The sequence below is a fragment of the Kutzneria kofuensis genome (genome assembly GCF_014203355.1).
GTDB classification, from domain to species: domain Bacteria; phylum Actinomycetota; class Actinomycetes; order Mycobacteriales; family Pseudonocardiaceae; genus Kutzneria; species Kutzneria kofuensis.
This window is the reverse complement of sequence record NZ_JACHIR010000002.1, coordinates 74,840-90,031: the sequence shown is the minus strand read 5'-3', so window position 1 is coordinate 90,031 and position 15,192 is coordinate 74,840. Positions and strand designations below refer to the sequence as shown.

The following is a 15,192-nucleotide window of genomic DNA, read 5'->3' as shown; positions in this document are numbered from 1 at the left end:
TCATGCCGTCATGACGTCTCCCCGATGTGGTCGGCGAGTTCCACGCGCAGGTAGCGGGCCAGCGCGTCGAGCGTCGGATGGTCGAAGATCGCGACCGGCGGCAGCTGCAGCCCGGTGGCCGAGCACAGCCGGTTGCGCAGTTCCAGCGCGGTGAACGAGGAGAAACCCAGTTCCAGGAAGCCGACGTCGGACTCGACGTCCTCCGGGTGGGCGTGCCCGAGCACGGCCGAGGCGTGCCCGCGCACCAGGTCCAGCAGGATCCGCTCCTGGCCGGGTTCGGACGTTCCGGCCAGCTGCCGCCGCAGCAGCGCCGGGCCCTCCGGCGCGTCGGCGCGGGGCAGCGGCCGCGACGGGGCCAGGTCGCGGAACAGGCTGGAGGACGACGCGAACTGGTCCCATTCGAAGTCCACGACCGCGTACGACGTGTCCGCGGAAACCTGTGCCAGCACGCCGACGGCCAGCTGGGGCGTGACCGGACGCAGTGCCTGCCGCGCCAGGTGTTCGGCCGTGCCGCCCTGCTCGGCCCATCGACCCCAGGCCACCGACGTCGCGGGCAGGCCCAACGCCCGCCGCTGGTGGGCCAAGGCGTCGAGGAACGCGTGCAGCGGGGCGGCGTTGCCGAGGCCGGGCGTGCCCAGCGTCCCGGACAGGCACGAGAACAGCACGAACGCGGACAGGTCGAGGTTCCGGGTCAACTCGTCGAGGTTCCTCGCGGCGTCCACTTCGGACCTCAGCTCGGCGTCGATCCGGTCGACGCTGAGCGAATCGGCCTCGGCGTCGCCGTGCACCGCCGTGGCGTGCACGATCGCGGTCACCGGATGCGCGGCCAGCACCGCGGCGAGCGCGTCGCGGTCGGCCGGATCGCAGTCGATCACGGTCACCGTCGCGCCCAACGCGGTCAGCTCGGTCACCAGGTCGTCGCCGACCGGGCCGGTGAGCAGCACATGGTCGGCCCCGTTGCGGGCCAGCCACCTGGCGGCCTGCCCGCCGAGCGGCTTTCCGGCGCCGGTCACCAGCACGGTTCCCGTCGGCGCGAGGGTGACCGCGGCCTGGCCTTCGGCCCTGACGAGCCGGCGGCCGAACACGCCGTTGCCGCGGATGGCGACCTGGTCCTCCCGATCGGCAGCCGCCAGCACCGCGACCAACGCCGCCCGGGCCCGGTCGTCGAGCACCTCCGGCAGGTCGACCAGGCCGACCCGGCGGTCGGCGGCCAGGGCCTGGCCCAGACCCCACAGCTGGGCCTGCACCGGGCTGACCAGCCCGTCCGACCCGCCGGTGGACACCGCGCCGCGGGTCAGACACCACAGCGGGGCGTCGATCGCGGCCTCCCGCAGCGCCTGGTCCAGCGCCACCGTCAGGGCCAGCCCGACGGTCACGGCCGCCCGGTTCGGCTGCGGCCGGACGTCCAGCGCCAGCAGCGACACCACGCCGTCCACCGATGGCTGGTGCACCAGGGCGTCGGCGATCAGCTTGCCCAGCGGACCGGGCTCCGCGTCCTCAGTGTCCACGACCACCCGGGCGACCTGTGCCCCTTGCCGAGTCAGGATGGCCGTCGTCGCGGTCACCAGGTCGTTCCCGTCGTGCTCGGCGGGCACGACCACGAGCCACGTGCCGGTCAGGGCCGGCGCCGACCCGCCGGGCAGCGGCTGCCAGCCGAACCGGTAGCGCCACTGGTGTCGACGGCGCCAGGCCGACAACGCCGGCAGCAGCGCACCCAGCGATCGCTGCTGGTCCTCGCCCAGTTCCAGGGACGCGACCAGCTGATCGAGGTCGGCGCGTTCGACCAGGCGCCAGAACTCGGCGTCCACACCGGTCTCCCGCGCGGCCGGCGCCGGCGCATCCAGCCAGTAGCGCTGGTGCTGGAAGGTGTAGGTGGGCAGTTCGACCGTGCGGACGCCCGGTCCGAACACCGCGGGCCAGTTCACCGGCACGCCGCTCGCGTACGCCGTCCCGACCGCCTTGAACAGCGACAGCGTCTCGGGCCGCCGAGCTCGCAGCGTGGGCGCGACCGCGGCGTTCTGGTCCGCCAGCGGGCTGAGCACGGCGTCCGGCCCCAGTTCGAGATACGTGGTGACGCCGTTGTGGTGCAACGTCGTCACCGTGTCGTGGAAGCGGACCGTCTCGCGGATGTGCCGCGCCCAGTACTCCGGGTCGGTCGGGTCGCCGGAGGTCACCAGCGGGATGGTCGGCTGGTGGTAGGTCAGCGCGCCGGCCACCGCGCGGAACTCGTCAAGGACGCCGTCCATGTGCGGGGAGTGGTAGGCGTGGCTGACCCGTAGCCGCTTGGTCCGGCGCCCCTGGGCCGACAGCTCGGCGGCCACCTCCAGAGCCGCCTCCTCGTCGCCGGCGATGACCAGCGAGGTCGGGCCGTTGACGGCCGCGATGGCAACCTGGTGCTCGCGCCCGGCCAGCAGCGGCAGCACGTCCTGCTCCGCCGCCTGCACGGCGATCATCGCGCCACCGGGCCGCGCCTCCTGCATGAGCCGGGCCCGGGCACAGACCAGGGTCGCCGCGTCCGGCAGGGTCAGGACGCCGGCCACGTGGGCGGCGGCCAGCTCGCCGACCGAGTGGCCGGCGAGGTAGTCCGGCCGAATGCCCCAGTGCTCGAGCAGCCGGAACAGGGCCACTTCCAGGACGAACAGGCCGGGCTGGGTGTAGCGGGTCTGGTCGAGCAGGTCCCCGCCGTCGAACATGACCTCCCGGATCGGGCGGTCCAGATGCCGGTCCAGCTCGGCGCACACCGCGTCGACGGCCTCGGCGAACACCGGGAAGTCCCGGTAGAGCTGGCTGCCCATGCCGGCCCGCTGGCTGCCCTGCCCGGTGAACAGGAACGCGAGCCGACCCGAGCCGGCGGCGGTCCCGGTCGCCGTCCAGGAGGTGGGTTCGCCGGCCGACAGCGCGAGCAGCGCGGCCCGCAGCTCGTCGCGGTCGCCGGCCGTGACCACGGCCCGGTCCTCCAGCGGTGCCCTGGTGGTGGCCAGGGAGAAGGCCACGTCGGCCAACGGCGTCTCCGGCTGGTCGCCGAGGAAGTCGTGCAGCCGCCTGGCCTGGCCTCGCAGCGCCTCCGGCCCGCGAGCCGACAGCACGAACGGCAGCGCGGTGTCGGGCCGTGTGGCCCCCACGGCGGTCTCGGCCGGCGGCTGCTCGATGATGACGTGGGCGTTGGTGCCGCTGATGCCGAACGAGGAGATGCCGGCGCGGCGGGGCCGGCCGTCACGCGGCCATTCGACCGGTTCGGTCAGCAGTGCGACGGCACCGGCCGTCCAGTCCACGTGCGGCGAGGGCTCGTCGGCGTGCAGCGTCCTGGGCAGCAGGTCGTGCTCCATCGCCTTGACCATCTTGATCACGCCCGCGACGCCGGCCGCCGCTTGGGCGTGGCCGATGTTGGACTTGATCGAACCGAGCCGGAGCGGCCGCTCGCGGTCCTGACCGTAGGTGGCCAACAGGGCCTGGGCCTCGATCGGGTCGCCGAGTGCGGTGCCCGTGCCGTGGGCCTCGACGGCGTCTATGTCCTGTGTGGACAATCCGGCGTTGGCCAGCGCCTGCCGGATGACCCGCTGCTGGGACGGCCCGTTGGGGGCGGTGAGCCCGTTGGAGGCGCCGTCCTGGTTGACCGCGGAGCCCCTGATGACGGCGAGGACCCGGTGGCCGTTGCGCCGCGCGTCCGACAACCGCTCCAGCAGGACCAGCCCGGCGCCTTCGGCGAAACCGGTGCCGTCGGCCCCGGACCCGAACGAGCGGCACCGGCCGTCGCCGGAGAGGCCACGCTGCCGGGTGAACTCCGTGAACACGCCCGGCGTCGCCATCACGGTCACGCCGCCGGCCAGGGCCAGCTCGCAGTCGCCCTGGCGAAGTGCTTGGGCCGCAAGGTGAATCGCCACCAGCGACGACGAGCAGGCCGTGTCGACGGTGACGGCCGGCCCCTCGAAGCCGAAGGTGTAGGACACGCGGCCCGACGCGACGCTGCCCGCGCTGCCGTTGCCGAGGAAGCCCTCGTACTCCTCGGGCGCCTCGGGGAGACGGCTGGCGTAGTCGGCGTACATGACGCCGGCGAACACGCCGGTGGCGCTGCCCCGCAGCGAGGTGGGGTCGATGCCGGCGTTCTCCATTGCCTCCCAGGACGTTTCGAGCAGCAGGCGCTGCTGGGGATCGGTGGCGAGCGCCTCCCGCGGGCTGAGGCCGAAGAAGGCCGGGTCGAAGTGGTCGGCCTCGTAGAGGAAGCCGCCCTGCCGGGTGGCGATGCGGCTGAGCTGCCGCGGGTCCCAGCCGCGATTGGCCGGAAACTCCCCGATCGCGTCGACACCGCCGGCGACGAGCTCCCACAACTGCTCGGGTGTGCTCACCCCGCCGGGGTAGCGGCAGCTCATGCCGACGATGGCGATCGGCTCGTCGGTCGCGGCCGCCGCGCGGGCGGCCCCGGCCTGCCCGTGGCCGGCCAGCCGCCGGTGCAGCTCGGTGGCCAGGCCGGCCGGGTTCGGGTAGTCGAACACGAGCGTGGCCGGCAGGGTCAGCGCCGTGGCGGCGGCCAGTCGGTTGCGCAGTTCCAGCGCGGTCAGCGAGTCGAAGCCGAGTTCCTTGAACGCGCGGTCGGCGTCGATCGCCGACGGATCCCGGTGGCCCAGCACGCCGGCCACCGTGGTCAGCACGAGGTCGAGCAGCTCGGCCTCGCTGCGTTCCACCGGCCGCGCGGCCGTGCCGGCGTCGGCGAGCCGGCGCGCGGGCACCCGGACGAGGCCGCGCAGGACGGCCGGCAGGGCGCCGGCCCTGGCCTGCTCACGCAACCCGGCCGGGTCGAGCGCCACCGGCGCCACCACCGGCACGTCCAGGCCGAGCGCCGCGTCCAGCAGGGCCAGTCCCCGCTCGCTGGACAGTGGGTTGATGCCGCCGCGGCGCATCCGGGCCAGGTCGGCCTCGCCCAGGTGGCCGGTCATGCCGCCGGCCTCCGCCCAGAAGCCCCAGGCCAGCGAGGTCGCCGGCCGGCCCTCGGCGCGGCGGTGCCGGGCCAGTTCGTCGAGGTAGGCGTTGGCGGCCGCGTAGTTGCCCTGCCCGGCGGTGCCGAGGATGCCCGCGATCGAAGAGAACAGCACGAACGCCTTGAGCGGCAGGTCCCTGGTCAGTTCGTGCAGGTTCCACGCTCCGTCGGCCTTGGGCCGCAGGACGGCGTCCAGCCGCTCCGGGGTGAGGCTCGCGATCGTGCCGTCGTCGAGCCGGCCGGCGGTGTGGATCACGGCCGTGGGCGGGTGCTCGGCGATCACCGCCGCCAGGGCGTCGCGGTCGGCCACGTCACACCTGGCCACCGTGATGTTCGCGTCCAGGCCGGTGGTGTCGGGTTCGCTGCGGCTGACCAGGACCAGGTCCCGGACGCCGTGTACGGCCACGAGGTGCCGGGCCACGAGCCCGGCCAGCTTGCCGCTCGCGCCGGTGATCAGGACCGTGCCGTCGAGCCGGCCCGGCGCCTCCGGCGCGGGCACCGGGGCCAGCCGCGGGACGCGGACGTCCCCGCCGGTGGCGGCGATGTGCGGCTCGTCGGCGGGAACGACCGCCGGCGCGGCGCCGTCGGTGTCGACGAGGATGAAGCGGCCGGGGTTCTCGGTCTGCGCGGTGCGGACGAGCCCGCGGATCGGCGCCTGGGCGAGGTCGCCGGCGCGGGTGACCACGGCCAGCGGGGAGTCGCCCTGCCGGCTCTGGAGCGCGGCGAGGACGTCGGCGGCGGTCAGGCCGGTGGCGTCGAGCACGTCGAAATCCGACCGGGTCGGCCCCGTGGCCGGCACCCACTCCACCGTGAACAGTTCGTCGGCCGGCCGGGTCGCCAACTGGTCGAGCGACACCGGACGCAGCATCAGCGAGTCGACGGTCGCCACCGGCTCGCCGGCGGGGTCGGCCAGTCGAATCGTGACGGTGTCCTTGCCGTTCGGGGAGATCCGCACCCGCAGCGCACGGGGCCTGGCGGCGTGCAGCCGCACGCCGCCCCAGGAGAACGGCAGCCGGACCTGGTTCGGCGCGGTGTCCGTGACGTCCACCTCGGCGAGGGCGATGGCGTGCAGCGCCGCGTCCAGCAACGCCGGGTGCAGCCCGAAGCCGTCGGTCTCGGCGTCCGCCGGGAGGCTGACCTCGGCGTACACCTCGTCGCCCAACCGCCACGCCGCCTGCAGGCCCTGGAAGACGGGGCCGTAGTGGTAGCCGAGGGCGGCCAGTTCGTCGTAGCGGTCGTGCACGCCGATCGGGTCGGCGCCGGCCGGGGGCCAGGCCCGCAGCTCGAACGGCTCGGCCGGGTCGGTCGGGTCGTCCGCGAGCAGGCCGGTGGCGTGGCACGTCCAGTCCACGGTGTCCGGCGACCAGGAGTGGATGGCGATCTCCCGGCCGGTCACGGCGACCTGCACTCGCACGCCGCCGTGCTCCGGCACGATCAGCGGCGCCCGCAGGGTCAGTTCCTCGACCCGGCCGTAGCCGACCTGGTCGCCCGCGCGGATCGCCAACTCGACGAACGCGGTGCCCGGCACCAGCACCGTGCCGGCGACCGAGTGATCGGCCAGCCACGGATGGGTGCGCAGCGAGAGCAGCCCGGTGAACACGGCGCCGTCTCCGTTGGCCAGGCTGACCGCGGCCCCCAGGAGGGAGTGCTCGGCGTCGTCCAGGCCGAGGCCGGCGGCGTCCGCCGCGCCGGGCGGGGCCTCCAGCCAGTACCGCTGCCGCTGGAAGGCGTAGGTCGGCAGGTCGATGCGACGCGGGGCCAGGCCGTCGAACGTGGCCGTCCAGTTCACGGACGCCCCGGCCAGGTGGGCCTCGGCCAGCGAGATCAGCAGCCGCTCGCGACCGCCGTCGTCACGGCGCAGCGTGCCCACCACGGCCGCCGCCGCCCCGGTGGAATCCACCGTTTCCTGGACGCCGACGGCCAGCCCGGGATGCGGGCTCGGCTCGACGAACAGAGAATGCCCGTCCGCGATCAGCTTGCGGGTGGCCTGTTCGAACAGCACCGGCTGCCGCAGGTTCTGGTACCAGTACTCGGCGTCCAGCACCGACGTGTCCGCGAGCGGCTCGCCCGTGACCGTGGAGTAGAACGCCACCTCCGCCGGGCGCGGGTTGAGGCCGGCCAGCAGGTCCAGCAGTCGCTCGTGGATCGCTTCCACCTGGGCGGAGTGGGAGGCGTAGTCGACTGGGATCCGCCGAGTGCGGACGTCCTCGCCGCAGGCGGCCATGAACGTCTCCAGCGCGTCGGGCGCGCCGGAGACGACCGTCGAGTTCGGACCGTTGACCGCGGCGACGCTGATCCGGTCGTCGGTCAGCCGCCGCCGCACCTCGTCGGCCGGCAGGCCGACGGACACCATGCCGCCCTTGCCGGCCAACGCGCCGAGCGCCTGCGAGCGCAGCGCCACGATCCGCGCACCGTCCTCAAGGGACAGTGCGCCCGCGACGCAGGCGGCGGCGATCTCGCCCTGGGAGTGACCGACCACGGCGTCCGGCTCGACCCCGTAGGACCGCCACAGCGCGGCAAGGGACACCATCACCGCCCACAGCGCCGGCTGCACGACGTCCACCCGGTCGTAGTCGCCGCGCCGCAGCACCTCCCCGAGCGACCAGTCGACGTGCGGGCTCAGCGCCCGCTCGCACGCCTCGATCTGCTCGCGGAACACGGGCGAGAACGCCAAGAGCTCCAGCGCCATGCCCCGCCACTGCGAACCCTGCCCCGGGAACACGAAGACGGTCCTCGGACGGCCCGAGGCCGTGCCGGTCACGCCCCCGCCACCGGCCACCGCGCCCAGGCCGTCCGTGAACGACGCCGGATCGGCGCCGACGACCACCGCGCGGTGGTCGAACGTCGACCGGGAGGCGAGCGAGAAGCCGACGTCGGTGAGGTCCACGCCGGACTCGGCGAGCACGAAGTCCCGCAGCCGCCCGGCCTGATCCCGCAGCGCCGCCTCGGTGTGGCCGGACACCACCCAGGCGACCGGGACACCGGCCGGGCGCTCCCGCGCCGGTTCGGCCGGCTCCTCGGCCGGGGCCTGCTCCACGATGACGTGGGCGTTGGTGCCGCTGATGCCGAACGAGGAGATGCCGGCCCGGCGGGGACGGCCGGCGGCCGGCCAGTCGGTGTTCTCGGTGAGGAGTTCGACCGCGCCGGCGGTCCAGTCGACGTGTGGGCTGGGCTCGTCCAGGTGCAGGGTCTTGGGGAGCACGCCGTGGCGCATGGCCATGACCATCTTGATGATCCCGGCGACGCCGGCTGCGGCCAGCGTGTGACCGATGTTGGACTTGATCGAGCCCAGCCGCAGCGGTTCGGCCCGGTCCCGGCCGTAGGTGGCGATCAGGGCCTGGGCCTCGATGGGGTCGCCGAGCACCGTTCCCGTGCCGTGCGCCTCGACGGCATCGACGTCCTGTGTGGACAGTCCGGCGTTGGCCAGGGCCTGGCGGATGACCCGCTGCTGGGACGGCCCGTTGGGTGCGGTGAGGCCGTTGGACGCGCCGTCGGAGTTGACCGCCGACCCACGCACCACGCCCAACACCCGGTGGCCGTTGCGCTGGGCGTCCGACAGCCGTTCGAGCAGCAGCAGACCGGCGCCCTCGCCCCAGCCGGTTCCGTTGGCTTGGGCCGAGAACGCCTTGCAGCGGCCGTCCGGGGACAGCGCGCGCTGGCGGCTGAACTCGACGAAGTTGCCCGGGGTCGCCATCACGGTGACACCGCCGGCCAGGGCCAGCGTGCACTCGCCCTGGCGCAGGGCCTGGGCGGCGAGGTGCACTGCGACCAGCGACGACGAGCACGCGGTGTCCACGGTCACGGCCGGGCCCTCGAGGCCGAATGTGTAGGCGACCCGCCCGGACGCCACGCTGGTGGTGTTGCCCGTGGATAGGTATCCCTCGAAGCCGTCCGGGATCCGGTACAGGCGGGACGCGTAGTCACCCGAGATCACCCCGGCGAACACGCCCGTCCGGCTGCCGCGCAGCGTCGCCGGGTCGATGCCGGCCCGCTCGAACACCTCCCACGCCGTCTCCAGCAGCAGCCGCTGCTGCGGGTCGGTCGCCAGCGCCTCCCGCGGGCTGATCTCGAAGAAGCCGGGGTCGAACAGGTCCGCGTCGTGGAGGAAGCCGCCCTCGCGGGCGTAGCTCTTGCCGGCCCGGTCGGCGTCCGGGTCGTAGATTCCCTCGACGTCCCAGCCGCGGTTGGTGGGGAACGCGCCGATGGCGTCGACGCCACCGGCGACGAGGTCCCACAGCTGCTCGGGGGAGGCGACGCCGCCGGGGTAGCGGCAGCTCATCGCCACGATGGCGATCGGCTCGTCGGCCGAGGCCGCCGTGATCACGGGCGTCCGGGCGGCCGGCTCGGCGCCGACCAGTTCACCGCGCAGCCACTCGACCAGAGCCTGCGGCGTCGGGTAGTCGAACGCGAGCGTCGCCGGCAGCCGCAACGATGTGACGGCGTCCAGGCGGTTGCGCAGTTCCACGGCGGTCAGCGAGTCGAGGCCCAACTCGCTGAAGGCGCGGTCGGGCTCGATCGCGGCGGCGGACACGTGCCCCAGCACGGCGGCGACCTCGGTCCGCACCACGTCCAGCAACAGCTTGTCCCGTTCCGGCGCGGCGAGCGCGGCCAGGCGGCTGGCCAGCGACGACCCGCCCGACGCCGGCACGGCCCGACGAGCGGGGCCCCGCACCAGGGCACGCAGCATGGCCGGAGGCCGGCCCCGCAGCGCGCCGAGGTCGATCTTGGCCGCCACCAGCAGCGGCTGCCCGAGCCCGACCGACTTGTCCAGCAACGCCAGGGCCTGCGCGGTCGGCAGCGGCTGGATCGGGGATCGGCGGCGGAGTCCGGCGGTCATGGCGCTGGCCTGTTCCCACAGGCCCCAGGCGATCGACGTCGTCGGCCGGCCGGTCGCGCTGCGCTGCTGGGCCAGGGCGTCCAGGTAGGCGTTGGCGGCGGCGTAGTTGGCCTGCCCGGCATTGCCCAGCACGCCGGCGATCGAGGAGAACAGCACGAACGCCGCCAGGTTCATGTCCCGGGTCAGCTCGTGCAGGTTCCGGGCGGCGTCGACCTTGGGCCGTAGCACCCGGTCCAGCCGCTCGGTCGTCAACTCCGTGACCAGCCCGTCGTCGAGGACGCCGGCCGCGTGCACCACGGCGGTGAGCGGCCGGTCGGCCGGGATCGACGCCAACACGCCGGCCAGCGTCTCCCGGTCGGCCGCGTCGCAGGCGACCACCGTGGCGGACGCGCCGAGCTCCGCCAGCTCCGCCACCAGCTCGGGCGCGTGACCGGAACGGCTGGCCAGCACCAGATTTCGCACGCCGTGCGCGGTGACGTAGTGCTTGGCGACCTGCGCGCCGAGCGCACCGGTGCCGCCGGTGACGAGCACCGTCCCGTGAGGGTCCACAGTGGACGGCAGAGTGAGCACGACCTTGCCGACGTGCTTGGCCTGGGCCAGATGGCGAAACGCCTCGGCGGCCCGGCCCACCTCCCACGAGGTGACGGGCAGCGGCCGCAGCACCCCGTCCTCGAACAGCGCGACGAGCGCGGTCAGCAGCTCCTGGATACGGACCGGACCGGCCTCCATCAGGTCGAACGCCCGGTACCGCACGCCTGGGTGCCGCTCGGCGATCTCGGCTGCCTCCCGGATGTCGGTCTTGCCCATCTCCAGGAACCGGCCACCCCGCGGCAGCAGCCGCAGGGACGCGTCCACGAACTCCTTGGCCAGCGAGTCGAGCACGATGTCGACGCCGCGACCGCCGGTCCGGTCGAGGAACTGCCGCTCGAAGTCCAGCGTCCGCGAGGACGCGATGTGCGCGTCGTCGAGCCCGAGCGAGCGAACCGTGTCCCACTTGCCGGTGCTCGCGGTGCCGAACACCTCCAGCCCCCAGTGCCGCGCCAGTTGCACCGCGGCCATGCCGACGCCGCCGGCCGCGGCGTGCACCAGCACCGACTCGCCGGCCCGGGCCTGCCCGAGGTCGGACAGCGCGTAGTAGGCGGTCATGAACACGATCGGCGTGGCGGCGGCCTGCGCGAACGTCCAGCCCCGCGGCATCCGCACCACGTGCCGGCGGTCGGCCACCGCGACCGGCGCGATGGCTCCCGCGAACAGACCCATCACCTGGTCGCCCGGCGCCAGGTCGGTCACCTCGGAGCCGACGGCCGTGACGACGCCCGCGCCCTCACTGCCCAGCAGCGCCTCGCCCGGATACATGCCCAGCGCGATCAGGACGTCGCGGAAGTTCAGGGCGGCGGCCCGCATCGACACCCGCACCTCGCCGGCGCCCAGCGGCCGGTCGGCCTCCGGGTTGGGGACCGGGGCGAGGTTGTCGATCGTGCCCTTCTCGGTCACGTCCAGCCGCCACGACCCGCGCGGTGCGGCGGCGACCCGGGTCAGGCGCGGCGCCAGGATCTTGCCGTCGCGGATGGCCAGCTGCGGCTCCCCGGTGCCGACCGCCGCGGCGATCAACTCGTCGTCGCGCTCGTCGACGTCCACGAGGACGAAGCGGTCCGGGTGCTCCGACTGGGCGGCCCGCACGAGGCCCCACACCGGCGCCTGGGCGAGTCCGGCCAGGCGCTCGCCGCCGTGCGCAGCCACCGCGCCCCGGGTGACGACGACCAGCCGGGACTCCTCGTCCGCCGCCCGCAGCGCCGAGAGCACCTGGTGGACCGCCTGGTGCGGGTCCTCGCCGGTGTCGGCCTCGAGCACCACGAAGTCGTCCGCCGCGGATTCCGCCGCCGGCACGGGGATCCACTCGACGCCGAACAGGGACCGGCCGGTGTCGTCGAGCTGATCGCCGGTCAGGGTGCGCAGCACGAGGGCGTCGATCGATCCGACCGGCATCCCCGTGGCGTCCGCGAACGTCACCGAGACGGCGTCGTCGCCGGCGGGGGAGATCCGCACCCGCAGCGCGTCACTGCCGGTGGCGACCAGCCGCACCCCGTTCCACGAGAACGGAAGTCGCACCGTGCCGTCGTCGGCGAGACTGCCGAGGCCCATCGGGTGCAGGGCCGCGTCCAGCAGCGCCGGGTGGATGCCGAAGCCGGCCGTGTCGGTGCCCTCGGGGAGCCGCACCTCCGCGTAGACGTCCTCACCGAGACGCCAGGCCGCCTTGAGCGCCTGGAAGGTCGGTCCGTACCGGTAGCCGCGTTCGGTGAGCTGGTCGTAGTAGCCGACCAGCTCGACGGGAACGGCACCGGGCGGCGGCCACTCGGTCAGCTCCGCCGGAACGGCCGCGTCGGCGGCGGCGAGCCGACCGGTCGCATGCCGGGTCCAGGCCTCCTCGTCGTCGTCCGGTCGCGAGTGGACTGTCACCGTCCGGCGGCCGCTGTCGTCGGCGGCGCCGACGGCAACCTGCAAGGTCACACCGCCTCTGGCCGGCAGCACGAGCGGCGCTTCGAGCGTGAGCTCGTCGAGGTGACCGCAGCCGACGTGGTCGCCGGCGTGGCCGACCAGGTCGACGAAGGCGGTGCCGGGCAAGAGGATTCGGTCCGAGACGGCGTGCTCGGCCAGCCAGGGGTGCGACTTCGTGGACAACCGGCCGGTCAGCAGCAGGCCGTCCGCGTCGGCCAGGCGAGTGCTCGCCGACAGCAGCGGATGGTCCGTGGCGCTGAGGCCGGTGGCGGCGATGTCGGTGTGGCCGGACTGGTTCTCGAGCCAGTAGCGCTGGCGTTGGAATGGGTAGGTGGGCAGGGTGATGGTGGGTTGGTTGGGTGTGGTGGGGGTGGTGATGCGGATGGTGTTGAGGGTGTGGTGTTCGGGTTTGTTTTTGCGGAGTGTGGTGAGTCGGGTTGTGGTGGTGGGGAGGTGTGGGGTGAGGGTGGGGGTGGGTCCGATTTCGATGTAGGTGGTGACGCCGTTGGTGTGGAGTTGGGTGGTGGCGTCGTGGAATCGGACGGTGTTGCGGATGTGGTTGGTCCAGTAGTCGGGGGTGGTGGGGTCGCCTGGGCCTGAGGTGATGAGGGGGATGGTGGGTTGGTGGTAGGTGATGGTGTGGGCGACGGTGTGGAATTGGTTGAGGATGTCGTCCATGTGGGGGGAGTGGAAGGCGTGGCTGACGGTGAGGGTTTTGGTCTTGTGGCCTTGGGCGGCGAAGATGTCGGCGATGTGGTGTGCCTCTGCGGTGTCGCCGGCGATCACCAGTGAGTCGGCGCTGTTGATGGCGGCGATGGTGACGTTGTCGGTGAGGTGGGGGGTGATGTCGTGTTCGGTGGTGTTGATGGCGATCATGGCGCCGCCGGTGGGGGCGCTTTGCATCGCTGTGGCGCGGGCGTTGATGAGGGTGAGGGCGTCGTGGAGGGTGAGGATGCCGGCGATGTGGGCGGCGGTGATCTCTCCGATGGAGTGTCCGGCGACGTAGTCGGGGGTGAGTCCCCAGTGTTGGAGTTGTCGGTAGAGGGCGGTTTGTAGGGCGAAGAGGGCGGGTTGGGTGTGGATAGTCTGGTTGAGCCGGTCCGGGTCGCTGAACATGATGTGGCGTAGTTCGGGGGTGCTGGCGGCGTCGAGGGCTGCGGCGAAGATGGGGTGGGTTTTGTAGAGTTCGCTGCCGGCGCCGGCGCGTTGGCTGCCTTGTCCGGTGAACAGGTAGGCGGTCTTTCCCTGTGTGACAAGGGCTTCCGTGAGGAAGGGTGACGGTTGTCCGGCGGCGAGGGCCTGGAGTGTGGTTTTGTGGTTGCCGGTGATGATGGCGCGGTGGTCGAAGCGGGTGCGGGTGTTGAGGGCGTGGGCGATGGCGGCCGGGTCGGCTTCGACGGTCGAGAGTTGTTGGGCGTGGGCTTGGAGCGCTTCGGGGGTGCGGGCGCTCAGGATCCAGGGTTGGTCCGTCGGGCCTACTTCTACTGGTTCTGTTGCTGGTGGTTGTTCGATGATGATGTGGGCGTTGGTGCCGCTGATGCCGAACGAGGAGATGCCGGCGCGCCGGGGGCGGTTCTGCTCGGGCCAGGTCCTGTTGTCGGTGAGAAGCTCTATCGTTTCGGCCGTCCAGTCGACGTGGGGTGTCGGTTCGTCGATGTGCAGGGTTTTGGGCAGGACGCCGTTGTGGATGGCCATGACCATTTTGATGATGCCGGCGATGCCGGCGGCGGCCTGGGTGTGGCCGATGTTGGACTTGATCGAGCCGAGATAGAGCGGCGCGGTGGTGGGGCGGTTGTGGCCGTAGGTGGCGATCAGGGCCTGGGCCTCGATGGGGTCGCCGAGTGTGGTTCCCGTGCCGTGCGCTTCGACGGCGTCGATGTCTTGTGTGGACAGTCCGGCGTTGCTCAGGGCTTGGCGGATCACCCGTTGCTGCGATGGCCCGTTGGGTGCGGTGAGGCCGTTGGATGCGCCGTCCTGGTTGACCGCCGAGCCGCGGATGACCGCCAGGATCTGGTGCCCGTTGCGCTGGGCGTCCGAAAGACGTTCCAGCAGCACGAGTCCGGCGCCCTCGGCGAAGCCGGTGCCGTCGGCCCCGGCGGCGAAGGACTTGCAGCGGCCGTCCGGGGCGAGACCCCGCTGGCGGCTGAACTCCACGAACAGACCGGGCGTCGCCATGACGGTCACACCACCGGCGACGGCCAGTGAGCATTCCTTCTCACGCAGCGCCTGCACGGCAAGGTGCATGGCGACCAGCGAGGACGAGCAGGCCGTGTCGACGGTGACCGCGGGGCCCTCGAAGCCGAAGGTGTAGGAGACTCGACCCGATGCGACGCTGGTCGTGTTGCCGGTCAGCAGGTAGCCCTCGACCGACTCGGACGCGTCATGCAGGCGGGGCGCGTAGTCCTGCGAGATGACACCGACGAACACGCCGGTCTGGCTGCCCTTCAACCCGGTCGGATCGATGCCCGACCGCTCGAACAGCTCCCACGACGTCTCCAGCAGCACCCGCTGCTGCGGGTCGGTCGCCGTCGCCTCCCGCGGGCTGATGTCGAAGAACCCGGCGTCGAAGCCATCCGCGTCCGCGATGAAGCCGCCGGACGTGCAGTACGTGTGCCCCGACCGCTCCGGATCCGGGTCGAACAGCGCCTCGGCGTCCCAGCCCCGCCCGGCCGGGAAGCCGGTGATGGCGTCCCCACCGCCGGCGACCAGCTCCCACAGCTGCTCCGGCGACCCCACCCCGCCGGGATAGCGGCAGCTCATCGCCACGATCGCGATCGGCTCCTGCTGGTGCTCCTCAGCCTCGCGCAGCCGCTGCCGGGTCTGATGCAGGTCGGCGGTCACCCGCTTGAGGTAGTCCCGCAGCTTGTCCTCGGTCGCCATGCCCTGC

At 73.1% G+C, this 15,192-nt stretch carries 1 protein-coding gene; it reads right to left on the bottom strand.

Annotated features, from left to right (window positions below):
- Nucleotides 1-8: 8 nt before the first annotated feature.
- Nucleotides 9-15,185, bottom strand: a complete 15,177-nt coding sequence (locus BJ998_RS48125; RefSeq protein ID WP_246489988.1) for a type I polyketide synthase — start codon at nucleotides 15,183-15,185, stop codon at nucleotides 9-11.
- Nucleotides 15,186-15,192: the final 7 nt, after the last annotated feature.

What these genes read in the sequence shown, in the direction of transcription:
- BJ998_RS48125 (WP_246489988.1), bottom strand. Translation starts at nt 15,185, where the DNA reads ATGGCGACCGAGGACAAGCTGCGGGACTACCTCAAGCGGGTGACCGCC.